This window comes from Thermoanaerobacter sp. A7A (genome assembly GCF_000445185.1).
Classification (GTDB): domain Bacteria; phylum Bacillota; class Thermoanaerobacteria; order Thermoanaerobacterales; family Thermoanaerobacteraceae; genus Thermoanaerobacter.
On record NZ_AVAF01000108.1, the window covers coordinates 36,723 to 62,177 of the forward strand.

Annotated in this window: 20 protein-coding genes; 16 read left to right on the forward strand and 4 right to left on the reverse strand. The window is 34.1% G+C overall.

The genetic code is table 11. From position 1 onward, the window contains the following. Positions 1-332: 332 nt before the first annotated feature. The 13 genes from M663_RS0107290 (at position 333) to M663_RS0107355 (ending at position 18,849) form a co-directional block, all read left to right on the forward strand. A complete protein-coding gene (locus M663_RS0107290; protein ID WP_029688465.1) occupies positions 333-4,013 on the forward strand; it encodes a 5'-nucleotidase C-terminal domain-containing protein in 3,681 nt (1,226 codons plus the stop codon). A 139-nt stretch (positions 4,014-4,152) separates the two neighbouring features. Beyond that, a complete protein-coding gene (dusB, locus tag M663_RS0107300) occupies positions 4,153-5,118 on the forward strand; it encodes a tRNA dihydrouridine synthase DusB (protein WP_004399761.1) in 966 nt (321 codons plus the stop codon). Between the two features lie 274 nt (positions 5,119-5,392). After that, entirely contained in the window at positions 5,393-6,154 is a 762-nt protein-coding gene (locus M663_RS0107305) for a TSUP family transporter (RefSeq protein WP_003869880.1), read from the forward strand. Between the two features lie 38 nt (positions 6,155-6,192). Next, the gene (locus M663_RS0107310) at positions 6,193-6,963 is read left to right on the forward strand and encodes a hypothetical protein (protein WP_004399762.1); all 771 of its coding nucleotides are present in this window, start codon (positions 6,193-6,195) and stop codon (positions 6,961-6,963) included. Between the two features lie 478 nt (positions 6,964-7,441). Further along, positions 7,442-8,527: a LacI family DNA-binding transcriptional regulator gene (locus M663_RS0107315; protein ID WP_029688466.1), complete on the forward strand. Its 1,086-nt coding sequence runs from the start codon at positions 7,442-7,444 to the stop codon at positions 8,525-8,527. A gap of 19 nt (positions 8,528-8,546) precedes the next feature. Continuing rightward, a complete protein-coding gene (locus tag M663_RS0107320; protein WP_029688467.1) occupies positions 8,547-9,149 on the forward strand; it encodes a substrate-binding domain-containing protein in 603 nt (200 codons plus the stop codon). 305 nt (positions 9,150-9,454) lie between these two features. Beyond that, the gene (locus M663_RS0107325) at positions 9,455-11,212 is read left to right on the forward strand and encodes an ABC transporter substrate-binding protein (RefSeq protein WP_029688468.1); all 1,758 of its coding nucleotides are present in this window, start codon (positions 9,455-9,457) and stop codon (positions 11,210-11,212) included. 17 nt (positions 11,213-11,229) lie between these two features. Beyond that, positions 11,230-12,222: an ABC transporter permease gene (locus M663_RS0107330; protein ID WP_006569235.1), complete on the forward strand. Its 993-nt coding sequence runs from the start codon at positions 11,230-11,232 to the stop codon at positions 12,220-12,222. Then, entirely contained in the window at positions 12,219-13,061 is an 843-nt protein-coding gene (locus M663_RS0107335) for an ABC transporter permease (protein ID WP_006569234.1), read from the forward strand. The genes M663_RS0107330 and M663_RS0107335 overlap by 4 nt, the downstream gene beginning before the upstream one ends. A gap of 5 nt (positions 13,062-13,066) precedes the next feature. Continuing rightward, the gene (locus M663_RS0107340; protein WP_029688469.1) at positions 13,067-14,020 is read left to right on the forward strand and encodes an oligopeptide/dipeptide ABC transporter ATP-binding protein; all 954 of its coding nucleotides are present in this window, start codon (positions 13,067-13,069) and stop codon (positions 14,018-14,020) included. Then, positions 14,017-14,955 (forward strand): ABC transporter ATP-binding protein, encoded by a 939-nt coding sequence (locus M663_RS0107345; RefSeq protein ID WP_029688470.1) that lies wholly within the window; start codon positions 14,017-14,019, stop codon positions 14,953-14,955. Before M663_RS0107340 ends, M663_RS0107345 begins: the two co-directional genes overlap by 4 nt. A 29-nt stretch (positions 14,956-14,984) precedes the next feature. Further along, the gene (locus M663_RS0107350; protein WP_029688471.1) at positions 14,985-17,456 is read left to right on the forward strand and encodes a glycoside hydrolase family 2; all 2,472 of its coding nucleotides are present in this window, start codon (positions 14,985-14,987) and stop codon (positions 17,454-17,456) included. A gap of 52 nt (positions 17,457-17,508) precedes the next feature. Continuing rightward, entirely contained in the window at positions 17,509-18,849 is a 1,341-nt protein-coding gene (locus tag M663_RS0107355) for a GH1 family beta-glucosidase (RefSeq protein WP_003867180.1), read from the forward strand. A 66-nt stretch (positions 18,850-18,915) separates the two neighbouring features. Here the strand turns inward: M663_RS0107355 and M663_RS0107360 are convergent, their stop codons facing one another. From M663_RS0107360 to M663_RS0107375, 4 genes are read right to left on the reverse strand one after another with little or no spacing between them, the layout of a single operon-like run. Beyond that, the gene (locus tag M663_RS0107360) at positions 18,916-19,710 is read right to left on the reverse strand and encodes a metal ABC transporter permease (RefSeq protein WP_003867179.1); all 795 of its coding nucleotides are present in this window, start codon (positions 19,708-19,710) and stop codon (positions 18,916-18,918) included. Further along, positions 19,703-20,467, reverse strand: a complete 765-nt coding sequence (locus tag M663_RS0107365; RefSeq protein ID WP_003867178.1) for a metal ABC transporter ATP-binding protein — start codon at positions 20,465-20,467, stop codon at positions 19,703-19,705. Before M663_RS0107365 ends, M663_RS0107360 begins: the two co-directional genes overlap by 8 nt. 6 nt (positions 20,468-20,473) lie before the next feature. Beyond that, on the reverse strand, positions 20,474-21,355 hold the full coding sequence (locus M663_RS0107370; RefSeq protein WP_029688472.1) for a metal ABC transporter substrate-binding protein: 882 nt from the start codon (positions 21,353-21,355) through the stop codon (positions 20,474-20,476). An 18-nt stretch (positions 21,356-21,373) separates the two neighbouring features. Beyond that, positions 21,374-21,790, reverse strand: coding sequence for a Fur family transcriptional regulator (locus M663_RS0107375; protein WP_029688473.1), 417 nt, complete (start codon positions 21,788-21,790; stop codon positions 21,374-21,376). Positions 21,791-21,982: 192 nt separating this feature from the next. Between M663_RS0107375 and M663_RS0107380 the strand changes: the two genes are divergently transcribed. Genes M663_RS0107380 through M663_RS0107390 form a run of 3 tightly spaced genes read left to right on the forward strand, consistent with a single transcriptional unit; the run spans position 21,983 to position 25,392 of the window. Beyond that, positions 21,983-22,921 (forward strand): MoxR family ATPase, encoded by a 939-nt coding sequence (locus M663_RS0107380; protein WP_009051864.1) that lies wholly within the window; start codon positions 21,983-21,985, stop codon positions 22,919-22,921. A 19-nt stretch (positions 22,922-22,940) separates the two neighbouring features. Beyond that, positions 22,941-24,083 (forward strand): DUF58 domain-containing protein, encoded by a 1,143-nt coding sequence (locus tag M663_RS0107385; protein WP_009051863.1) that lies wholly within the window; start codon positions 22,941-22,943, stop codon positions 24,081-24,083. Beyond that, positions 24,067-25,392 (forward strand): hypothetical protein, encoded by a 1,326-nt coding sequence (locus M663_RS0107390; RefSeq protein ID WP_029688475.1) that lies wholly within the window; start codon positions 24,067-24,069, stop codon positions 25,390-25,392. Before M663_RS0107385 ends, M663_RS0107390 begins: the two co-directional genes overlap by 17 nt. Positions 25,393-25,455 lie beyond the last annotated feature (63 nt).

The window sequence follows — 25,455 nt, forward strand, 5'->3', positions numbered from 1 at the left end:
ATGAAAACTTATCATAATAAATTTAAAAATGTTTACAATACTAAGTAAACGTATAAAAGAAAGAGCAAATGAAAGTAAAGTTGAAAATAAACATGTAATATTGCCCTAAATCGTTATTGAAGGTCAAAAAAGTGTTTTATATAATTATATTAAGACTTGTCTGACATCTGATGTATGATGTAATTTACACAAAATTAATAATAGTTTAACTTCTTTTTTAACACTCCTCTGTTATACTTAAAATGTCTAGAATTTTTCCTGCAATTCTTATGGAGGTGATTGTTGAAGATCTATTTGTTTTCTAAGAAAATACTAGTAAAAGGAGGATGTAAATGTTTAGGTCAAGGTCAAGGATATTTGCAATATTTGTTGCAGCAATAATGGTATTTAGCATGTTTTTCTCTGCGATACCGCAGATAGCCTTTGCTGCAACGTCAAAAACATTTGACTTTATTGAAGTCACCGATTTTCACGGTTATTTACAAAATGACGGTAAATTAAGTGATGGGACAATTTATAAGCAGCAAATAGCAGGTGTTTTGGCAAAACAAATTAAAGACATAAAAGCTCAAAATCCTGACAGAACAGTAATTTTATCGGGCGGAGATATGTTTCAAGGAACACCGCTTTCCAACGTCTTAAAAGGACAACCAGTCATTGACATGATGAAAAACATTGGTTTTGAAGCGATGACTTTGGGAAATCATGAATATGACTGGGGCATTAATTCAGTAATTGACACGCAAAATGCTACATTGAAAGATTCAACAATTCCCGTTCTTGGAGCAAATGTGTATGATAAAACAACTGGGAAGCTTGCGAGTTATGTAAAGCCCTATGTAATGATTGAGAAAGATGGGGTTAAAATTGGTATAATTGGCATTGTAGATAACAAAGAATTCCCAAATATAATAATGCCTGCATATATACAAAATGTAGATTTTAGAGATCCTGTACCTATTGTGAATGACCTAGCTAAGCAGCTGAGGAGCCAAGGCGCGCAAATAGTTGTTGTACTGGCACATATGGGTGCATCTCAGGATAAATCAGGCAATGTAACAGGCAATCTTATAGATTTCGCAAAACAAGTTAAAGGCGTAGATGCCATATTTGGCGGACATACCCATACAATTGTTACTACCAGAATAAATGGAATACCAGTAGGTGTTGCTGGAAATTATGGGAAAGGGTTTATTGATCTAAAGATAACAGTAAATGATGACGGTACTATTACAACAGGTGACATGCAATATATTGATATTACAAGTTTGTATTCTACACAAAATCCTGTAGTAGATCCTGATGTACAAGCCATTGTTGATAAAGCTTCTAAAGATGTGGGACCTATATTTAACGAAGTTATAGGTCAAGCTGCAATAGATTTGACAAGGACTCAAAGTGCACAACCTTATGGAGATTCTCTCTTAGGTAACTGGGCAGCACAAGTTACAAAGGATGCAGTAGGAGCAGATTTTGGATTTGCCAATAATGGTGGATTAAGGATTGATATTCCAAAAGGCGATATAACTGTTGGAATGATGTATCAATTGATGCCTTTTGACAACACAATAGTTACAATGAAAATGACAGGGGCGCAAGTAAAAACTATCCTTGAGCAGGCTGTACAAGATGGTGGCAAGGGTATACAGGTTGCGGGACTTACTTTCAAGTATGATCCATCTAAGCCTTCAATGCAAAGAGTATTTGACATGAGAAAGTCCGACGGAACGCCAATACTTATGGATAAAACTTATCTTGTTGCGACAAACAACTTTATGGGCACTGGCGGAGATGGCTTTACAGGATTTACAGACCATGATGTTGCAAAAACTTATATTGACACATATAAGCTTGTAAGAGATGCATTTATAGATGCAGTTAAAGCCCAAAAGACAATTACTTCAAAAATAGATAATAGAATTGCACCGGCTAAAATGAGTGATGCGACAATAACAGTACTTGCTACGTCAGATATACATGGCAATATATTCACATGGGACTACAACACTGCAAAACCTGCGAATAGAGGTCTTGCAAAAGTAGCTACCTATGTAAAACAAGTAAGAGCTCAATATCCTTATGTGGTATTAGTAGATAATGGAGATACAATTCAAGGAACGCCACTTTCTTACTACTATGACAAAATAGATACTAAAGCAGAGTATCCACTGGCAAAAGTAATGGGAGCAATGAAATATGATACTTGGACATTGGGCAACCATGAATACAATTATGGACTTGACGTCTTAAATAGGGTCATAAAAGACATGAGAAGTGAAGGTATCCATGTGCTTTCAGCAAATACTTACAAAGATGACGGAACAAACTTTGTTGACCCTTACTATATTAAGACATTTGATACGCCACAAGGACCTGTAAAAGTGGGTATATTAGGCCTTACGACTAAAACTATACCATCATGGGAAGATAAAGACCACTATGCAGGATTACACTTTAATGACCTTGTAGAGGAAGCAAATAAGTGGGTGCCTAAGTTAAGAGCAGCAGGAGCAGAGATTGTAGTTGTTACTATGCATTCAGGCGAAGAAAAGCCGACAGATGTGATACCAGAAAACCAAGTTATTGCTGTAGCAACGAAGGTAAATGGCATTGATGCAATAGTTGCAGGACATACACATGCTATTATATCACAGCATACGTATAAAAACCCAGCTGGCGAAACAGTGATAGTGACAGAACCTGGTAGATGGGGACAATATGTATCACAGATATACTTTGACATTACCAAGAATGCAGAAGGTAAATGGGTAATTGATGATAAATGGAGTACAACCATAAAAATGGACGATTCTATACAGGCAGATCCTGACATCATTAAACTGGCACAACCATATCAAGATGCAACGCTTAAATATATAGGAACAAAAATCGGTGTTGCAACAGGTGATTTCTTAGGTACTGATCAAACAATAAAAGAGACCGCTATAATGGACCTTATCAATAAAGTTCAAAAATATTATGCCAAAACTGATCTATCAATTGCTGCACCACTTAGCAGTTCAGCAAAGATATTGAAAGGCGATATAACAATTCAGGACATCATGGGTGTATATGTATATGAAAACTACTTGTATGGAATAAAGATGACAGGAAAACAATTAAAAGACTGGATGGAATGGTCAGCAAGGTATTACAAACAAGTTTCCTCGCCAAATGATCCTATAACAAAAGATCCTACTTTGAATATACCTGATTACAATCTTGACCAATTGTACGGTGCAAGCTATGTAATAGATTTAACACAACCTGCAGGACATAGAATTAAGAATCTCAAAGTCAATGGCAAACTTGTAAAAGATGACGATGTATTCACAGTAGCAATAAACAACTACAGATTCAACGGCGGCGGTGGATTTATGCAAGCTGCTGGAATAACAAATCCAGAAATTGTATTTGATTCCGCAAAAGCTTATGGCGACGACGGACAGGTAAGGAATTTGATGATCAGATATATTCAAGAGCATGGTACAATTACACCAACCGTCGAGAATTACTGGTATGTATCAACTACTCCTGTGGCAGAAGAAACACCATCACCAGTAACACAACCAACACCTGCTCCAACTCCGCAACCACAACCTGCACCACAACCTGTATACAACTATGGCATTGTAACTGCATCAGCGCTTAATGTGAGGGCAGGCGCAAGCACTTCAAGCAAAATTATAGGAGTACTTCCTGCCGGAAAAGTTGTGACATTGCTTGAAGAAGTCAACGGCTGGTACAAGATTGACTACAATGGCGAGACAGGATACATCTACGGCAAATACGTTGCTGCAACGCCAAATCCGTCAAATGTAACTGTTTTGAAAGCTGTAAAAGTCACTGCTAAGAGCGGATTAAATGTAAGAGTAGGGAATTCTATAAATGCAAAGAAGATAGGAGCAGTACCATATGGTACAGAACTAAAAGTAGTTGGAGAATATAATGGATGGTATCAGATACAGTATAATGGCGGATTTGGATATGTATACGCAAAATATACAAAATAAGAGGTAAAGAAGAGAAAAGCTGTGGGAAACCGCAGCTTTTCTCTTTTGCAAAAACTGTTGGAGAGAAGAAAATATGTGATAAAATATATAGGTAAGTGGATTATATACAGGAGATTTACAGCGAAAGGATGAAATAAGTTTGAAAATAGGCGATGTAGTTTTAAAAAATAACGTATTTTTATCTCCTATGGCAGGGGTTACAGATAAGCCTTTTAGATTGATTTGCCAAGAAATGGGTTGTGGCCTTGCATACACAGAAATGGTTAGTGCCAAAGGCCTTTATTATGGCAGTGAAAATACAAAAGTGTTGACAGATATTGATGAGGAAGAGAAGGTGGCTCTTCAAATATTTGGTTCTGATCCAGATATTATGGGGGAGATAGCAAGAAGGCTAAATGATAGCAAAGCTTTAATTCTCGATATAAACATGGGATGTCCTACCCCTAAAATAGTTAAAAATGGTGATGGAGCGGCACTTATGCTGAAACCAGAATTAGCAGAAAAAGTAATGGAATCTGTTGTGAAAGCATCAAATAAACCTGTGACAGTTAAAATAAGAAAAGGGTGGGATGATAATCACGTAAATGCTGTGGAAATAGCACAAATTGCTGAAAAGGTTGGCGTTAAAGCAGTAGCAGTACATGGAAGGACGAGAGAACAATTTTATTCTGGAAAAGCTGACTGGAGTATAATAAAAAAAGTCAAAGAAAGTGTAAAAATACCTGTTATAGGTAATGGCGATATATTTACACCAGAAGATGCAAAAAGAATGTTGGAGGAAACGGGATGCGATGCAATTTTAATAGGACGAGGGGCGCAGGGTAATCCCTGGATATTTAAAAGAACTGTACATTTTTTAAATACCGGAGAATTACTTCCCGAGCCGACAATACAAGAAAAAATAGAAGTGATTATCAGGCATTTGGAAATGATGATAGAATACAAAGGTGAACGTACAGGTATTCTTGAAATGAGAAAACATATTGCTTGGTATTTAAAGGGATTATATGGCAGCGCCAAACTCAGGGAAGCAGTATTTAAAATGGAAAAATATGAGCAAATAAAAGAGTTTTTATTAAATATAGCAAAGACCTATGCAGATTGAAGACTAACTTTTTATTGTATTAAAAGTCTCCTGCTTATATCCTTAAGTGCATTTTAAGTATCTAAGTATGCCTAAGGCTTGTTTTGAGCAGAGGGGACACACTAAGATACTTCGAAATGCACTTTGCGCAAAAAAGAGGAAGCTTATTAAAAAACTTGTCTACAGTCTGAGTCCTGCAGCGATTTTAGCAGGACTTTTAAAAGATAAGTGACAAAATGTAAAAGAGATGCTATTATAAATTGAGGAGTATTTTATTTACATTGAGGTGGTAACGTTGTCAATTGAATATATTGTAGCACTTTGCGGTATAGGATTTGCAGCTGCTTTTATTGATTCTATAGCGGGTGGAGGCGGTATAATAAGCCTTCCAGGGCTTTTAGTACTTGGAGTACCTCCAGCTTTTGCGCTTGGAACTAACAAATTTGCTGCTTCTTGTGCTTCTTTTACTAGTTCTTTAACTTTTATAAAGTATAGAGTGTATGATGGAGATTTGTTAAAATACTTAGTATTTGGGACTTTATTAGGTGCAATTCTTGGAGTCAAAACTGTACTTTTGTTAGATAGCTCGCAATTAAGGATAATTATAATTATTCTAATGATGTTTGTTGCAATATATACCTTGTTTGTTAAAAATATAGGCAATGAAAACAAATTTGAAGGCGTTAATAAAAAGACTATTGCAATAGGCCTTATAATTTCTATAATTCTTGGCTTTTATGATGGCTTTTTTGGACCGGGAACAGGTTCATTTTACATTTTTTTATTCTTAACACTTTTGAATTATGATTTTAAAATAAGTGCAGGAAATGGGAAAATACTGAATTTTGTAAGCAATATAACTTCACTAATTATGTTTGCGTTACATGGTAAGATATTGTATTCTATTGCAATTCCCATGGCGTTAGCAATGATACTGGGGGCAAGATTGGGGACAAAGCTGGCTATAAAAAATGGAGCTCGGCTTATAAGGCCTATATTGATTTCTGTCACTTTGTTGTATGCAGTGAAAATGATTTTTGATATAACAAATCATTAAAGTAAGACATGCACAAATAAAAGGGATTAACCACATATATGTATCATGGAGATGATGCATATATGTGGGAGGAAAATAGAACAAAAAAATATAAAGGAATTGACATTATAGAATTCTATCAAAAAGAGGCAATTAAAAGGAAAAACACAATACCCAAAAAAACTTTTTATAATAGATTTTTGAAAATTGGAGACCACATAATGATATCAAAACCCTATGAGGAAAAGTTTGAAGAGAAAAGATATAAAATCAGCCTTTATGAACTGTTAAAAAACGTATATTATGAAGAAGCATTTGGGATAAACATCTCTTCCAAAAGAAAAAAAGAAGTCTATCGCAACAATATCTCTTTTGAAAATTTTACTATAGGCGATATTGTTTTAGCCACAAGCCCGGGATTTCACATACAAGGTGCTATTAGACATGCTGCTATATTCGATAGCAGAAGATATCATGGGAGCGTTGATGATGAATGCTTACTCACTGCAGAACCAAATAAAGGAGTAATATACGAGTCTATTCGATTTTATCATGAAAACTTTGGAGAAGCATGGGGACTTTATGTGCCCAATACCACTTTACAACAAAGAATTGCAGTTGTCGATGAAATAGCAAAACATATAGGAGAGAGATATTATTGGAGTGCTCATAAAAGCAACTCAAAAGTTTGGTATTGTTCATTGATTCCTTGGAGAGGATATTATAAAATTACAGGTATTGATATTGACTATAATGACGGATATTGGGTTTTACCTATTGACATTTTTATGAGTGAATATACTGAAGTTTTTGAGTATTCAAGGGGATAGTATGTACTATCCCTCAGTTTGTTGACAAAGTTAAAAAATTTTCAAAGGAGATATTTGCATCGTCGCTCCGATGTTTCCAAAGCGACAAAACTAAAGCTCGACCTTCGGCCTGTTGTAAGATGTCTGATAATTTGAAAACAAAAAGAAAATCAAAAGTCATATTGACTTTTGTAAATGTTATATTATATAATAATTCCGTAAACACGTGTTTATAAGATTGTGTTATAAAGATTCTTAATAACATATTGCTTTTAAAAATAATAGCATAATATAGTGTTAAAAAATATGGCACTTCTTTGCATGGTAAGATTTAAAAAAAGTACAGGCGTAATACCGAGATATGACTTGAAAAATAGAGAACAGAATAAAATAATTTTTTGTAGCAGGTGAGGGCTTCTTTTGTTGAAATATAAGGAAATTTGTATTATAATTAGAGAAACACGAATTTATAATTATCTCTTAATAAGGAGTAAGGTGCATGAATAGCAAGGATATTGCAAGGATTGCAGGTGTTTCACGTAGTACAGTTTCAAGAGTAATAAATAATTATCCGAATGTTCCGCCTGAGACTAAAGAAAAGGTCTTAAAAGTTATCAGGGAATATAATTATGTTCCTCACGCTTCAGCAAGGATGCTTAGAGGAAAAAGTTCAAAAACTATTGGATTGGTGATAGTTGATTTAAAGAAAAATAGTGATATTCATAAGGTGTATGATAATGTTTACTTTGGGCCTTTTACGACGGCGGTTATTGATTTTGCGAATCAATTAGGCTATAACGTGCTTGTGATAACTGTTTACAAAACAAGAGATTACAAGAAAGTAAGAGAAGTCTTTTATAACAAGACTATAAACGGTGCGATTTTTATTGGAGTAAAAAATGATGATCCAGATATAAAAAATTTAATTGAGGCTGGATTGAAGACTGCTGTAATCGACCAGGAAATTAGGGAAGATGAAGATGACGCTTTTAACAAAAGCATTATAGTGAACATGGATAATGTAAATGGTGCGTATGAAGCGACAAAATATCTAATCAATTTAGGGCATACGGAAATTGCTCATATAACAGGTGATATGGAAAAACTTTCTGGATTTGCAAGATTAGAAGGATATAAAAAAGCATTGAAAGAAGCGGGTATTCCTTTTAAAAGCAGCTTAGTTGTAAAAGGCGATTTTGTTGAAGAAAGTGGTTATAAAGCTGCATATAAATTATTTAAAAAGGCAAAACCGACTGCAATTTTTGCATCAAACGATCAAATGGCTATAGGAGCTATGCATGCTTTAGAAGAGATGGGATTTAAAGTACCTGAAGATGTTTCTATAATCGGATTTGATGATATTACAATATCTCGTTATTTAAAACCTGCTTTAACAACAATGAGTGCGTCTTTATTGCAAATGGCGGAATTGGCGGTAGAAAATTTGATTAAGTCTATTGAAGAAGAAATAGCTATTACAGCTAAATTTGTTGTTCCTGTAAAACTTGTAGAAAGAGAATCCTGTAAAAGAATTGAAATGCAAAGAGAAAAAATAAATGATAAATATGCACTAACTATGAAATAAAGGCGTTACGCCTTTATTTATGAATATTTGTAAACACGTGTTAAGTAACAATAAGAAAAATGACTATATCAATTCGGCGAATGAAAAAGGGATTTATGATGCAATAAATTACTTAATTCAAAATGGGCATAAAAAAATAGGATTTATTGGTAATAACGAATGGTCATATAGTTTTAAAAAACGTTATCAAGCGTATATTATGTATATGGAAGAATTTAAGATACAAATCGACGACAAATTTGTGTGGCTTGATATAAATTTAAAAGGGCCAAATTTTTTAGAAGACATGGATTATTTTAAAAAGAAAATAAATGTAAATGATACTAATTTTCCAACCGCTTGGATATGTGCCAATGATAAAATTGCATTGGCATTTATGAGGTCTTTGTCTGAATTAAATATAAAAGTTCCTGAAGACGTTTCTATGATTGGTTTTGATAATATTGAGATGGGAGCGATTTCTTATCCTCCTTTAACTACTATAAATGTTCCTAAACAACAATTAGGCGTAAAAGCTATTCAACAACTTGTATATCGAATAAATAATCCAGAGAAAATATATGAGGATATTAGGTTAAACACAAATCTAATTGTTCGTGGTTCGGTAAAAAAAATTACGTAAAAAATTTTTAAAGTGAATAATAACGTGTTCATTAAAAACTTTATTTCTTTTGAAAATATTAGAATATAGTTTTTGTAGTGTTAAATAGTGATATGCGTGATATTAGAATGTAGAATATTAAAGAATCCATCAAATAATAAACACGTTTTTATAAATTTAATACAAAACCAATTTTACGATAGCCTAAAACAAGAGGCTGAGAGGCCTTTTGTTTTAAAAAATTCAAAGAAAGGGGGAATATGAGGAGTAAAATAAAATTTTTTAAAATAAAAGGAAACAACAAACCAAAAAGGGGGATTTTTAGGATGAGAAGGCTGTTAAGTCTATTATTAGTGTTAATGCTAATAATGGGCGCGTTAGCAGGCTGTGGACAAAAGAGTCAAGAAACAAGCGATAAATCGAACCAGCAAAATGCAAATACACAGCAAGTTGCACAGGAGACGACATATCAAAGAAATGAAACAGTATATTTTGGAGGCGGATTGTGGGGGCCACCCAGCAACTGGAATCCGCTAACACCATGGAACGCTGTAACGGGTACAGTGGGATTGATTTATGAAACATTATTCAACTATGACCCACTTAAAAACGAATTCATACCATGGTTAGCAGAGAAAGGTGAATGGACCTCTGATAATACTTATCAAATCACTTTAAGAGATGGGCTCACATGGCAAGATGGAAAACCTTTAACATCAGAGGACGTAAAATTTACATTTGAAATAGCAAAGCAATATTCAGAGATTTATTATAGCCCGATGTGGCAATGGTTGCAATCTATAGAGACACCGGACAACAAAACAGTAATATTTAAGTTCTCAACTGTAAACTATCATGAATGGGCATATAACTTGTATCAGATACCAATAATTCCAAAGCACATTTGGGCAGACAAATCTAAGGATGATATATTAAATGGTGCAAACGAGAAGGCCATAGGTTCAGGACCCTATTTATTTGACACTTATAGCAATGATCGTATGGTCTACAAGAGGAATGACAACTGGTGGGGCATAAAAGCAATGAATATGACACCAGCGCCTAAGAGGATAGTTTATTTAATGGTACAGAGTAACAACGTTGCATTGGGAATGTTAATGAAAGGTGAATTAGATTTAAGTAACTTTTTCCTTCCAGGTATACCAACTTTGAAAACTAACTATGGTGTAACGACTTTTTATGACAATCCACCATATATGATTCCAGATAATACTGTGTTTATGTTTATCAATACCACTAAATCTCCATTAAACAATGTTGAATTAAGGCGAGCAATGGCATATGCAATCAATCCTAAGGTAATAGCAGAAAAAGTATATGAAAACCAAGTAGAACCAGCAAATCCATTAGGATTTGTACCGGCTAAGGCTTGGGAAGAATATTATGATAAAAATGTAGTTGATCAATATGGATATACCTATGATCCAGAAAAAGCGAAATCTATTTTGGATGCAGCAGGATTTAAATTAGGAAGTGATGGAGTAAGGACATCACCTGATGGAAAAAAATTTAAGTTAGAGATTAGTGTACCATATGGTTGGACAGATTGGATGGAAGCAGCTAAGATAGTTGCAGATCAATTAAAGGCAGTAGGAATTGATGCGGAAGCTAAATTTCCAGATTATAGTAAATATTATGAGGATTTAACGAAAGGAACATTTGATTTATCATTTAATAACTTTGGCAGCCAAGTCACGTCAACTCCATGGACTTTGTATAATTGGCTATTTAACAAAGTTCAAGAAAACGGTCCTCAGAATAACGGAAACTTTGGACGTTTTGATGTGCCAGGATTACAAGACTTAATAGCAAAATTTAACCAAACAAAGTTAGGAAGCCCAGAAGCTAAACAAGCAGCTGCACAACTTGAAGAGATTTTCTTAAAGAATATGCCAGCAATACCACTTTGGTACAATGGGCTTTGGTTCCAAGCATCAAATGCAGCATGGGAGAATTGGCCAACAGAACATGACCCATATGCTTATCCAGTTACTTGGGGTGGCAGATGGCAAACAGGTGGGACAATGATGTTGATGAAGATAAAACCGAAAGCTTCGCAATAATAAATGGGGGTATATAAATGTTACGGTATTTAATAAAGAAGTTGTACATTTACATTTTGACTTTCTTTTTTGCAGTAACTATTGACTGGCTAATCCCCAGGTTTATGCCTGGGGACCCCATTCTTGTATTAGTTTCAAGATTTTCGGGGCTACCAGAGTCAGCAAAAGTAATGTATGGGTATCTAATCAAAGCTTTTGGCTTAGATCTACCTTTATGGAAACAATACCTTAACTTTTGGATAGCATTGTTTAAAGGTGATTTAGGAATTAGCATTTATATGTATCCTAAACCGGTTCTAGATGTTATAGCACAAGCTATACCTTACACATTAGTAGTGTTATTGCCATCAATTTTACTAAGTTGGATAGTAGGGAACTATATAGGAGCAGTAGCAGCGAGACACAGAAGCTTAGATTCCAGAATGTTGCCAATTTTTTATATAATTACATCTATACCATACATGTGGTTAGGAATACTATTAGCATGGGCATTAGGAGTTGTTCTTGGGATTTTCCCTATTGCAGGAGCTTATAGTTTTAGTATGAGACCGAATTGGTCATGGCAATTTGTAGTGGACTTTTTAAGACATTGGATATTGCCTTTCTTGTCTCTCTTTATAGTGCAAATTGGTGGTTGGGCGATAGGTATGAGAAATTTGATAATATATGAACTTGAAGCCAATTATTCAAGATATTTAGAAGCTTTAGGAGCATCAGAAGGGCTTATTAGAAGATATGCCTTTAAAAATGCTATACTTCCACAGATTACAGGTTTAGCGTTGCAATTAGGTACAATCGTAGCAGGGTCCATAGCAACAGAAGTAGTATTTTCTTATCCAGGAATGGGATATATGTTATTGCAAGGTATATTAAATCAGGATTATTTTTTGGTACAAGGAGTCTTCTTGTTTATAATCATAGGGGTATTACTTGCGAATTTCTTAGTTGATATACTCTACATGATTGTTGATCCAAGAATTAGACTAGGACTTGGAGGAGAAAATGTATGAAAGAGTTTATATATTTTGCGTTTAAAAACACGAAATTTAAGATAGGCTTGACAATATTACTATTTTTTCTGATATTGGCTATAATTGGACCTTATATTTCTTACTATAAAGACCCATTGGAGTATGTCAGTATGAGCAATCTTCCTCCAAGCAGAGAAAACTGGTTAGGGACAACAACCTTTGGGCAAGATGTCTTTACCCAGTTTGTATACGGACTTAGGTCGACATTTTTTATTGGGTTATTTGGAGGAGGACTTGCCACAATAATAGGGCTTTTAATTGGTTTTATAGCAGGATACAAAGGCGGATTATTAGACGACCTTTTAATGATGTTGACGAACATATTAATAGTAATACCTACATTAGCTTTACTCATAATCATAGCAGCCTATTTACCCTATAGAGGAATAGGGATACAAAGCGTGATAATAGGTTTGACAGCATGGCCATGGACAGCAAGGGCTGTACGCGCCCAAACACTTTCTTTAAGGTCAAGAGAGTTTGTGAATTTAGCTAAAATAACAGCATTGAGACCATTAAAAATAGTTTTAGAAGAAATAGCGCCAAACATGATGTCTTATGTAGTAATGGTATTCATATTGCAGTTTGCAGGAGCAATATTAGCAGCAGTAGGATTGGATTTTATAGGATTGGGACCAACAAGAGGAATTTCATTAGGCTTAATGATGCAGTACTCAGTATTATGGAACGCAATCCAACTAGGAATGTGGTGGTGGTTTGTTCCTCCAGGGTTGGCAATCACAATGATAGTCAGTTCCTTATATTTTCTCAATATAGGTCTTGACGAAATATTTAATCCAAGGCTGAGGGAGGAGTGACCAATTTGATACAAATAGAAAGATTACGAATTTATTACAAAACATTGCATGGTGATGCCAAAGCATTAGATGATGTAACTTTTACAATAAATGACAAAGAAATATTGGGTATAGCTGGAGAATCAGGCTGTGGTAAGTCAACCCTGGGTAATTCATTGATACTTTTAAAGCCGCCAATGAAATATGTATCAGGAGAGGTAAAGATTAACGGAGAAAAATTGCCAATAGACAATAATACTGAAATGAGGAGGCATCGCTATAAAAAAATTTCTCTTATTCCCCAATATGCTATGGATGCTTTAAATCCCACCCGCAAAATAGGGGGGATAATAAGGGACTTAGTGGGACAACACAAAATAAAATATGAGGAAATAGAAAAAAGGCTACATGAGCGTTTAAACATGGTAAAACTTTCAAAAGACATTCTTAATATGTATCCCTTTGAACTATCAGGTGGGATGAAACAAAGGTTAGTATTGGTAATATCAACTTTATTAAATCCAGACCTTTTAATAGCAGACGAAGTCACATCAGCCCTTGATGTATCTTCTCAGAAAGCAGTCTCACTGATGTTTAAAGAGTTTAGAGATAGGGAGATAGTAAACTCAATAATATTTATTACCCATGATATAGCAGTCTTATATCAAATAGCGGATAGGATAGTTATAATGTATGCAGGGAAAGTAGCGGAAATTGGTCCGACAGAAGAAATAATAGCGAATCCTTTGCATCCCTATACAAAAGCTCTGATTAAATCATTGCCTAATGCAGGAATACGTCATACAAAAGAAAAATTAGAGGGTATCCCTGGTCATCCTCCCAATCTCATAAATCCTCCAGCAGGATGTAGATTTAGAGATAGATGTCCATTTGCAGATGAAAACTGTTTAGAAGAGCCACCACTTAAAGAAATCAATAAAGGCCGCCTTGTGGCTTGTTGGAAGGTGAAGGATTTATGATCAAAGCAAAGAATCTTACAAAGGTTTTTAATTCAGGGTTTTTGTTTAGTAAAAACACAATAACAGCAGTAGATGAAGTAAATTTTGAAATAGGCAGGGGAGAAATTTTAGCTTTAGTAGGTGAAAGTGGCAGTGGAAAGTCTACAATAGGTAAAATGATGTTAAAATTGCTAAAACCAAGTGGTGGCCAAATTTTACTTGAGGACAAGGATATCTTTAGCATATCAAATAACAAAGAGTTTTACTCAAAAGTTCAAGGAATTTTTCAAGACCCATATTCCTCTTTTAATCCTATATTTAAAGTAAATAGAATATTTAAATTAGTAAGACAATCCTTTAAAAAAGAAGTGCCTGCATCAGAATGGAATGATAGAGTAGAAAATGTATTAAAGAAAGTGGGACTGAATGCTGGAGATGTGTTAAACAAGTATATACACCAATTGAGTGGAGGACAGCTTCAAAGATTATTAATAGCAAGGGCGCTACTGATGGATGTAGAGGTATTAGTAGCAGATGAAATTACCAGTATGTTAGATGCTTCAACTCGTGTAGATGTTTTAGAAGCATTGCTTAGCTTAAAAGAAATAGGAGCTGCTATAATGTTTATTACCCATGACCTTTCGCAGGCGTATTATATAAGCGATAAGATAGTGGTTTTATATAGAGGGTCAATTGTAGAGATGGGCTCAATAGAAAAAGTCTTTTCTAATCCCAGACATCCTTATACACAGATGCTATTAGACTCAATACCACAATTAGACAGAAAATGGGAAACAGATAAATTTGATATCGAAGATTCAAATAAAAATCAGACTATATGGAAAGAAGGATTCTGCAAGTATGTAGATAGGTGCCCCATCGCAGATACAACTTGTATTAAGCCTGCAATTAAATTGATAGAAGAAGATCATTATGTTGCTTGTGCGAAGTTGTGAATTAAATAAGAACAGAGGGTGATTTAATTATGGAAAAACGTATTTCATTAAATGGAGTATGGCATTTTAGAGAGGCAAATGCTAGTGAATGGTATGAAGGAGAAGTTCCAGGATGTGTCCAGCTAGATTTAGTAAGACTGGGGAAAATAGAAGATCCTTATTATCGCATGAATGAAATAAAGTTTCACAAATTAGAAGAAAAAGAATGGGTATACAAAAAAGAATTTAACTTTGATGTAAAAAACAAAGATGAATTTGACGCAATAAAGTTAATTTTTGAGGGAATAGATACTTTTGCTGATATATATTTAAATGACATACACTTAGGAAGAACACAAAATATGTTTATACCGCATGAATTCAACGTTAAGGATGATATAAGATATGGGGAAAATATATTAGAGGTGCATTTTGATTCACCTATAAAGACGATAAAAGCTATGGAACAAACAAGTCCTGTAAATCTTGCCTGGTCAGGAGAAAGTGGAAGACCTTATGTAAGAAAAGCTCAATATTCTTATGGTTGGGATTGGGGACCAAGGATAGCTCAAGTTGGTTTATGGAGAGGCGTATACTTGTCTTTAGTAAAATATGCAGAGATTAAAAATCCATATTTCTATACAGAAAAAATTGAGCAAAACAAAGCTTATGTAGTAATAAGTGCAGAGATAGAAGGGTATATAGTGCAAGATTTTGAAGCTGAAATAGAGATAATACATAAAGACATTTCATATGGGAAGAAGCAAGTAAAAATTCAGAAGGGCAAGATAAAAGCCTCAATGATTATAGACAATCCTAAATTGTGGTACCCAAATGGATTTGGAGAACAGCCTCTTTATGAAGTGAAAATAACACTTTTAGTGGATGAAGAAATAATAGATGAAAAAAGTTTTAGAAGTGGAATAAGAACTGTGAAGTTAATAAGAGAAAAAGATGAAGAAGGAGAAAGCTTTATATTTGAAATAAATGGAGTAAAAGTCTTTGCAAAAGGAGCCAATTGGATACCAGCCGACAACTTATTACCTAGATTGACCAAAGAAGATTATTACGAATATATAAGACTTGCAAAAGAAGCGAATATGAACATGCTACGAGTATGGGGAGGAGGGATATATGAAGATCCCGCATTTTATGATGCCTGTGATGAGATGGGCATAATGGTATGGCAGGATTTTATGTATGCCTGTGCGGAGTACCCTGACCAATTTGAATGGTTTCAAAAATTAGCAAAAGAAGAAGCCGAGAAAGTCATATTAAGTCTTAGAAATCATCCTTCCATTGTATTGTGGTGTGGGAATAATGAAAACAATTGGGGATTTCATTCATGGTGGGATAATGGAGATCCAAAATATTTGGGCAATTACATTTATAAAGAAATATTACCTAAAGTGTGTGCAAAATTAGATCCGTCAAGGCCTTATTGGGTATCAAGTCCTTATGGAGGAGAAGATCCGAATAGTGAAACTGAAGGCGATAGGCATCAATGGAATGTGTGGAGTGGATGGGTAGACTATGAAGAGTACACAAAAGATAAGGGCAGATTTCTTAGTGAATTTGGATTCCAATCAATGCCAGATTGGAAAACAGTGCTCTCCTATACAGCTCCTGAGGATAGGAAAATACTCAGTCCAGTTATGATTTCTCACAACAAAATGGTAGAAGGAATGGAAAGATTAGTAAGATTTATGGTAGGACACTTAGGATTTCCTAAAGACCTTAAAAGCTTTGTTTACTTAAGTCAATTTAACCAAGCAGAGGCTATAAAGACAGGAGTAGAACATTGGAGGTCAAGAAAATTTAAGACAGCAGGGACACTGTACTGGCAGTTTAACGACTGTTGGCCTGTAGCAAGCTGGTCTTGTATTGATTATTACAAGAGGAAAAAAGCATTGTATCACTATTCAAAGAAATTTTATGCAGAGATTTTACCATATATAAAAGAGGAAGATAAAGGTATCACAATTTATGGGATAAGTGATTTAGCTTATGATGAAGAAGTAGATGTAGCTATAAAAGTTTTCAAACTAAATGGTGAAAAAATTGCAGAGAAACAGTTAAAAACGAGATTAATAGCAAATGACGTTACAAAAATATCTCACTATAAAATTGAGGAATTAAATATTGGGTACAATGTAAGGGAAATGACTATAGCAATACCGGGGTGTACATTGCCAGCAGAGAAAAATGGAGAACTACTAGATAGTGTTATATATGTAGAAATAATTGCTGATGGCAAGACTTATGAGAATTATAAAGTGTTTGATAAATTTAGAAACTTAAACCTACATCAGCCAAGAATTTCTTATGAGATAGTGGAGGATAGGATAGTTTTAGAAACAGACATTCCGGCATTTGGAGTTTTTATAGAAAGTGATAATTATATAGAGTTATCGGATAATTGCTTAAATATGATGCCAAACAAAAAATATGAAATAAAATGTTCACAAAATCCAGAGAAGATTAAAATATTTGACATTACTCAATTAATAGCGAAGATATGAAGTTAATAAAATTCCTTACCAATTACAATAATTAAGAATAGGAGTGGTTTCATTGATAAAATTTCCAAAAGACTTTGTTTGGGGAACAGCCACCTCATCATACCAAATTGAAGGAGCTGTAAATGAAGATGGGAGGACTCCTTCCATATGGGATACATTTTCAAAAACAGAAGGGAAAACCTATAATGGCCACACAGGAGATGTAGCCTGTGACCATTACCACCGCTATAAGGAAGATGTAGATATATTAAAAGAAATAGGAGTAAAAGCCTACAGATTTTCAATTGCATGGCCAAGGATTTTCCCTGAGGAAGGGAAATACAATCCAAAAGGGATGGACTTTTACAAAAGATTAGTAGATGAGTTATTGAAGAAGAATATAATGCCAACCGCGACAATTTATCATTGGGATTTACCACAATGGGCGTATGACAAAGGAGGGGGTTGGCTAAACAGAGACAGCGTAAAATGGTATGTAGAATACGCCACGAAACTATTTGAAGAATTAGGGGATGTAATACCCTTATGGATAACCCATAACGAACCATGGTGTGCATCAATATTAAGCTATGGGATAGGAGAACATGCGCCTGGGCACAAAAACTACAGAGAAGCACTAATAGCAGCTCATCATATACTACTTTCCCATGGAGAAGCAGTAAAAGCCTTCAGAGAAATGAATATAAAAGGGAGTAAAATTGGTATAACACTAAACTTAACCCCTGCATATCCTGCCAGCGGAAAAGAAGAAGACAAATTAGCAGCCCAATATGCTGACGGAGTTGCTAACAGATGGTTTTTAGATCCAATATTCAAAGGCAATTATCCAGAGGATATGATGGAATTATATAGTAAAATAATTGGAGAATTTGACTTTATAAAAGAAGGAGATTTAGAGATTATAAGTGTTCCGATAGATTTTCTTGGAGTCAATTATTATACAAGGAGTATTGTAAAATATGATGAAGATTCCATGTTAAAGGCAGAGAATGTACCGGGTCCAGGTAAGAGGACGGAGATGGGATGGGAGATAAGCCCAGAGTCTTTGTATGACCTTTTAAAAAGACTAAATAGAGAATATACAAAACTGCCTATGTATATAACAGAGAATGGAGCAGCATTTAAAGATGAAGTGACAGAAGAAGGACGAGTACATGATAATGAGAGAATAGAGTATATTAAAGAACATTTAAAAGCAATTGCTAGATTTATAGAAGATGGAGGCAATTTAAGAGGATACTTTGTGTGGTCATTAATGGACAATTTTGAATGGGCCCATGGATATTCAAAAAGATTTGGGATAGTTTATGTGGATTATGAGACGCAAAAGAGAATATTAAAAGACAGTGCATTGTGGTATAAAGAGGTAATACAGAAAAATTCTATTGAGTAGTAAATGATAAAAAGCAAGAAGAGGCTGTTAAAAATTTGATTGTCAAACAGCCTCTTCTTCTTTTATTTACCTCTTCTTTAATGAAACGAGTCCCATTATAAAAAGCGAGACGAGGACTATACTTCCACCGGGGGATAAGTTTAAGTAAAAGGATAGAAATATTCCCGAAAAGACTGATATAAAGGAAAAGAGTATTGCATAAAATATTGTCTGTTTAAAGCTTTTGGCGATTCTTAAACTTGCGGCAGCCGGTATTACCATTAGTGAAGATACTAAAAGTGCACCTACAATTCTCATGGCGAGGGCGACAGTTAAAGCTACTAGTACTGTAAAGAAGAAATTGATATAGCTTACAGGTATACCTGAAATTTTTGCTGCTTCTTCATCGAAGGTGATGTACAATAACTCTTTGTACAGCAAAATAATTGACGCCACTACAACGATACCGAGAGTTGAAATCAAAAGGACGTCAGTGTTTGTTACAGACACAATACTTCCAAAGAGATAATTCATTATGTTGGCGGCGCCGCCTCTTGAAAGACTTAAAAGAATTATTGCTACTGCCATTCCTGCAGACATAACTATGGCTATTGATATTTCGGAATACCTGAAATATGTCTTCCTCAGTTTTTCTATTCCAAAAGAAGCTAAAAGCACCACAATTATGGAGCCTAATGTAGGATTTATTCCAAGCAAAATACCTGCTGCCACTCCTGCTAAAGCAACGTGAGAAAGGGTGTCACCTATTTGTGAAAGCCGTCTTAGGACAAGAAAGCTACCTGTTAAAGGTGCAATTATTGAAATAATGCTTCCGGCTATAAATGCTCTTCTCATAAATTCATAGGAAAAAATATCAATCATTGTTAACACTCCCATTGTGATGATGTTTAGTTATTTTTACTGGATATCCATATACTTCAGCTAATTCTCCTGCTGTAAGGTCGACGGCTTCACATTTTTCGTTGATTTTACCTTCACTCATGCATATTATCCTTGACACCCTGTTGGTAATTGCCCAAACGTCATGAGTTACCATCACTATAGTTATACCTTTTTCTTTGTTCAGCTTTTCTAGGATAGCGTATAAAGCCTTTTCAGACTTTGCATCAATTCCTGTTGTAGGCTCATCCAAAAAAAGTATTTCTGGTTTTGCAACTAAAGAGCGAGCTATGAAAACTCTTTGTAGCTGTCCACCTGATAATCTTCCTATTAGTCTGTGTTTATAATCCAACATGTCTACAATTTTTAAAGCTTCATAAACTTCTTCCCAATCTTTTTTAGAGAGTTTTTTAAATAGCCCTTTCTTTGCATATAATCCCATTGAGACTACTTCTTCTACACTGGCAGGAAAAGAGGCATTAAAAGAATAAGACTTTTGGGGCACATAACTTATAAAAGACCTATTTTTTATATTTTGTAGGTTTACTCCATCGTACAAAACTTCACCAGAAATGGGGATGAGATTCCCCACCATAATGTTGACTAAAGTGCTCTTTCCAGACCCATTAGGTCCGATGATTGCAACAAATTCTCCTTTATTTATTTTTAAAGAGATATTATTTAATATTTTTTTAGTATCATAAGCAAAGCTGACATTCTTAAGTTCAACCAAGTTCATTTTCACCTACTCCAATCCTTTTTTTAAGTTTTCAAGGTTTTGTTTCATTAAAGAGATGTAATCTCCTTTTTTCTTTATATCTTCTTTAGTAAGCCCTTCGATTGTGCTAAGAGGCAAAACTTGTACTCCTGTCTCTTTTGCTATAGTCTGTATAGGCTTTGGAGAAGTCAAGGGTTCTGTGAAAATGTATTTTATATTTTCACTTTTTATAAGATTTATAATTTCTGTCATTCTAGCAGGGCTTACCTCTGCTTCTTCATCTGAACCTACTAATGCTTCTTGCTTTAAGCCATAGTCTCTTGCTAAATAATCAAAAGCACGGTGGTATACAATAAAGGTTTTGTGCTTTGTCTGTGAAAGAGTCTCAGTGTACTCTTTATCAAGAGTTTCTAATGTAGTTTTTAAATTTTGATAATTTTTTTCAAAATAATCTTTATCATTCGGAAAGGTCTTTTGCAAGGCTTCATTTATGTTTTTAGCCATTATCAAGGTATCTTTAGGAGAAAGCCATATGTGGGGATTTGTCTCGTTGCCTTCGACAATTGGTGTTATGCCTTTTGATACTTCATAAAATGTTACATTTGGAGCATTGGTTTTTATTTTGTCAACCCAGGAATCCATCCCTAAACCTAAGTAAAGGATAGTTTTTGCCTTTGTCATCTCAGCCACATCTTTTGTGGTAGGTTCCCAATCGTGGGGTTCGATTCCTGGCGGTATTATAGTTCTTACTGTTATTTTGTCACCACCAATTTTTGATGCAAGGTCATAAATTGGATAAAAAGATGCGTACACTAGTGGTTTTGGAGATTCTACTGTTTTTGTGCCACAAGAGGTTATACCTAAAATTAAAGCCATGATAAGCAGTATAGTAATTAAAGTTTTCTTCATAAATATTACCTCCTATAGTTAGTTTTTATTGCTCCTGCAATCTTTGCAATAACCAACGATTTCTATTTTGTGGTCTACAATTTCAAAGTCTTTTATTTGGTTTATCCAAAGTTCGAGAGGGCATATGTCCAGTTCAAAGATTTTGCCGCATTTTAAACATCTCATGGTATGATTGTGAATTTCTTTTCGCATTACATACATAATATTATTGCCAATTGTCGTTTCATTTAAAATATTTATATCTTTCAAAAGGCTTAAATTGCGATAAACTGTGTCAATGCTTACTTGAGGGAAGACTTCTTTTACTCTTTCATAGACTTCTCTCACAGAAAGATATCCCTGCTGATTTAACATAATATCTAGTATCAATTCTCGTTGAGGCGTAAGTTTGTAGTTATGGTCTTTTAATTTTTTAATGGCTTCTTGTTTATGCATTTTAATCACAACCCTTTATTAAATAAGAAATATTTCTTAATTAAGATGATATTACAATTTAGCGAAAAAGTCAATAGGAAATTTGCATAAATTTAAATCAAATGTTAACTTTTACATATACTATTGAAATTTCAGAAAATGTTTTCTATAATAAAAAGATAAGGTAAAATTTATTTAGAAAAAGGTGATAGGATGGAATATGCAAAAATATTAGAAGACATAAGGAATAACATTGAAAAAGTGATAGTAGGAAAAAGAGAAGTAATTGATTTAATGCTTACAGCTTTAATATCTTCAGGGCATATTCTTTTAGAGGATGTGCCAGGAGTTGGTAAAACTACTATTGCCAAAGCATTAGCTAAATCTATTAATTGTGAGTTTAAGAGGGTGCAATTTACTCCCGATTTGCTTCCTAGTGATTTGACAGGAATAAATGTTTACAATCAAAAACTCAATGAATTTGAGTTTAAAAAAGGCCCTTTATTTACCAATATTTTATTAGCTGATGAGATAAATAGGGCTACACCCAGGACTCAGTCTAGCCTTCTTGAATGTATGGAGGAAAGGCAGGTAACTGTAGACGGTGTCACTTATCCTTTAGACAAACCCTTTTTTGTTATTGCTACGCAAAATCCTATAGAAAGTTACGGCACTTTTCCTCTTCCCGAGGCTCAAATAGATAGGTTTTTGATGAAAATAAAAATGGGATATCCTAAAAGAGAAGAAGAGCAGAGAATAATAGACCTTTTTGATAAAGGTAGTCCCTTAGAGAATATTCAGCCAGTCTGCAGCAAAGAGGATATAATAAAAATGCAAAAAGAGTATACCAATGTGTATGTGGAAAAAGACGTTGCCAATTATATTTTAGATATAATTGAAAGGACAAGAGAAGATGGGGAGATAGAATTAGGAGCAAGCCCAAGGGCTACATTGGCTCTTTATAAATCTTCTCAAGCTTATGCTTATATAAAAGGAAGAGACTTTGTGACACCAGATGATGTAAGGTATATTGCGCCATTTGTGCTGTCCCACAGGATTATTTTAAAAGGGGTAGGTAAGCTTAAAAATTTAAAGGCGGAAGATGTAGTGAAAAGAATCTTAGAAGAAGTTCCAATCCCTCTTGAAAAATAAAAATTAGGTGGTTTTGAAAATGAATGCTTTGTGGTTTATTCTTGTTGTGGCTTTTGTATTAGCTATGCAAGCTAATCTTTATAAAAAATACATTTTTAAGGATTTGAAAATAGAACGGAAATTTGAAAATCCAGCTATTTTCCCTGGGGAAAAAACAACGCTTAGGATTACACTTGTAAATAAAAAAATATTTCCTATCACCTATTTAAAGTTACAGCAAAAGATTCCTGTGGAACTTCAAATGGTAAAATCATCTATGGTGGAAAATAATGATAAAGTTAAGTATTTTCACACTACAGTGCTTTCTATGATGCCTTTTCAGAGGATTACAAGGAAATTTGAAATTATAGGTATAAAAAGAGGAGTATACAATCTTTTTGACCCCGTGAAAGTTTTTTCTACCGATTTATTTGGCAGTGAGGAATATGAAAGTGAAATATTGGCTCACGCGAGGCTTGTGGTTTATCCTAATCTAATAGATTTGAATAGTTCTTTTGTTGTGGCTGATTCTCTTCAAGGAGACGCATTTGTAAGAAGATGGATAATAGAAGACCCTATTATGATAAGTGGAATCAGAGATTATACTTCTTCTGATAATTATAAAGACATAAATTGGAAAGCCACTGCCAAAAATCAGATGTTAAAAGTGAATAAATATGATTATACAGCAGATAAAAAAATAATGATATTATTTAATATTGATTTTCACAGGTATCTGTTTAAGACTATTGACCTACAAGAGTTTGAAAAGGCAGTGGAAGTAGCAGCTTCTTTATCAGTGGATTTATTAAAAAAAGGCATTCCTGTTGGATTTTCTACAAATGCTATTTGTCTTTTTGAAGGGGACTATAGCATTATAGAGCCTTCTGCAGGAGAATCTCAGATTTCAAAGCTTCTTGGGGTTTTTGCGGGTTTGTCTTTTTTTAAGAGGTATGACCTTGAAGAAATTTTGAGGCTATTGACAAACCATTTGTCATGGGGTACAGATTTAGTGGTTGTAACGCCTTTCATAAATGATAAAGTGATAAATGCACTTTCCAACATACAAAATACAAAGGTTTCAATTATTTCAATAAAGCCTAATAAAATTGGTCCTTTACCGTCAAATATTAAGTTATTCTTTTATAATGAAGAGGGGAAGCAACTTGAAACTGTGGGATAGAGAAAAGTTTGTGAGGACGTTTTTGACAGTTTTAGATGGTATAATGGTATTTTTAATTTACACCCTATTAAATGGGCTTTTTATTAGAGAAAAAGGTATTTCCTTTGAAATAGTCCTTTTAGCTTCTTTAATAAGCGGGGTTTTTAACAATGCAGAAATTGAGATGAACGAGAAATCTTATAAACAATTGAATTTAACTATAGGGACTGTAATTAGCATTTTATTGAGTACAATAATTAGTAAAAATTATTATCAACTGGTGGCCCTATTCATTGTGTTTTTGTATATTTGGTCAAGAGGAGTAAAAAACAGAGGAATATCCGTTAATGATATGTTAAATGTAGAACAATTTTATAAGCAGTTAATAGGTCTATTTGTCATAAATATTGCGAACTATTTTATGCCTCCTGAAGATATATTGATAATCCCTAAATATAGCATTATTTATATTCTGCTCAGCATTTTTTTGCTTTTGGAAGTTAAAAATCTTAGATACGCCGATAATAGCTCAAATAAAAGAGTTTCGGCTTTTGAGTGGGCAGCAGTAAGCCTTATAATTTTAACTATGATTTTGCTTTCTTCTCCTGCTGTGAGAGGATTTATCTATCATTATTTGTATGAAGGAATTGTAAAAATTTTTGTTTATGGCGCTTCTTATTTAGCTTATGGTTTGTTTTTAATGTTGTCAAAGCTTTTTAGCCTGCTGCCTATAGACGAAGAGTATTTTAAAAAGGCGATGGAGGAAGCCTTAAAACAAGATAGTAGTAAGGGAAATATGTTTGAGGAGCAAATTCCTCAAGATTATGCTTGGCTTGTCCACATGATAAATGGAATAGCTACTTTATTAGCTGTTGTTATAATAATTGCTTTGATGGTGTATATTGTAAAAGCAATAACAAAGCTACAAAAAGAAAAGCATGAAAGAGATTTTACAGAAGAAAAAGAGATTGATATAAAAATTGGGGATTTGCAAACATATAAAAGATTAAAAGGCATAAGCCAGAAAATAGCTGAAAATGTTCGAGAGCGAGTAAAAATTTATAGGGATTCGAGGGAAAGGGTAAGGTATTATTATAAAAGATTTTTAAAACACTTATACGAAAACAAAATTCTTGTGAAGGGTAATCATTCAAGTGAAGATGTGTATAGAAAAGTAGTAGAAACTTTTCCATTTGTTCATCCCTTAATGGGGGAAATTACAGCTCTTTACGAAAAAGTAAGATATGGAAATTATTATCCCCAGTATGATGAAGTAAAAGAATTTGAAATAAAGTTAAGAGAAATTATAAAAAATTTGAAACAAATTTAGATTTACTTTGCTCAAGTAAATCGCAGTTTGTTGACAAAGTTAAAAAATATTCAAAGGAGATAT

Bases quoted from the DNA above. Each gene is read 5' to 3' on its own strand.
- M663_RS0107290 (WP_029688465.1), top strand. From the start codon at position 333: ATGTTTAGGTCAAGGTCAAGGATATTTGCAATATTTGTTGCAGCAATA.
- M663_RS0107310 (WP_004399762.1), top strand. From the start codon at position 6,193: ATGTATCATGGAGATGATGCATATATGTGGGAGGAAAATAGAACAAAA.
- M663_RS0107315 (WP_029688466.1), top strand. From the start codon at position 7,442: ATGAATAGCAAGGATATTGCAAGGATTGCAGGTGTTTCACGTAGTACA.
- M663_RS0107320 (WP_029688467.1), top strand. From the start codon at position 8,547: ATGAATATTTGTAAACACGTGTTAAGTAACAATAAGAAAAATGACTAT.
- M663_RS0107325 (WP_029688468.1), top strand. From the start codon at position 9,455: ATGAGAAGGCTGTTAAGTCTATTATTAGTGTTAATGCTAATAATGGGC.
- M663_RS0107330 (WP_006569235.1), top strand. From the start codon at position 11,230: ATGTTACGGTATTTAATAAAGAAGTTGTACATTTACATTTTGACTTTC.
- M663_RS0107335 (WP_006569234.1), top strand. From the start codon at position 12,219: ATGAAAGAGTTTATATATTTTGCGTTTAAAAACACGAAATTTAAGATA.
- M663_RS0107345 (WP_029688470.1), top strand. From the start codon at position 14,017: ATGATCAAAGCAAAGAATCTTACAAAGGTTTTTAATTCAGGGTTTTTG.
- M663_RS0107350 (WP_029688471.1), top strand. From the start codon at position 14,985: ATGGAAAAACGTATTTCATTAAATGGAGTATGGCATTTTAGAGAGGCA.
- M663_RS0107360 (WP_003867179.1), bottom strand. From the start codon at position 19,710: ATGATTGATATTTTTTCCTATGAATTTATGAGAAGAGCATTTATAGCC.
- M663_RS0107365 (WP_003867178.1), bottom strand. From the start codon at position 20,467: ATGAACTTGGTTGAACTTAAGAATGTCAGCTTTGCTTATGATACTAAA.
- M663_RS0107370 (WP_029688472.1), bottom strand. From the start codon at position 21,355: ATGAAGAAAACTTTAATTACTATACTGCTTATCATGGCTTTAATTTTA.
- M663_RS0107375 (WP_029688473.1), bottom strand. From the start codon at position 21,790: ATGCATAAACAAGAAGCCATTAAAAAATTAAAAGACCATAACTACAAA.
- M663_RS0107380 (WP_009051864.1), top strand. From the start codon at position 21,983: ATGGAATATGCAAAAATATTAGAAGACATAAGGAATAACATTGAAAAA.
- M663_RS0107385 (WP_009051863.1), top strand. From the start codon at position 22,941: ATGAATGCTTTGTGGTTTATTCTTGTTGTGGCTTTTGTATTAGCTATG.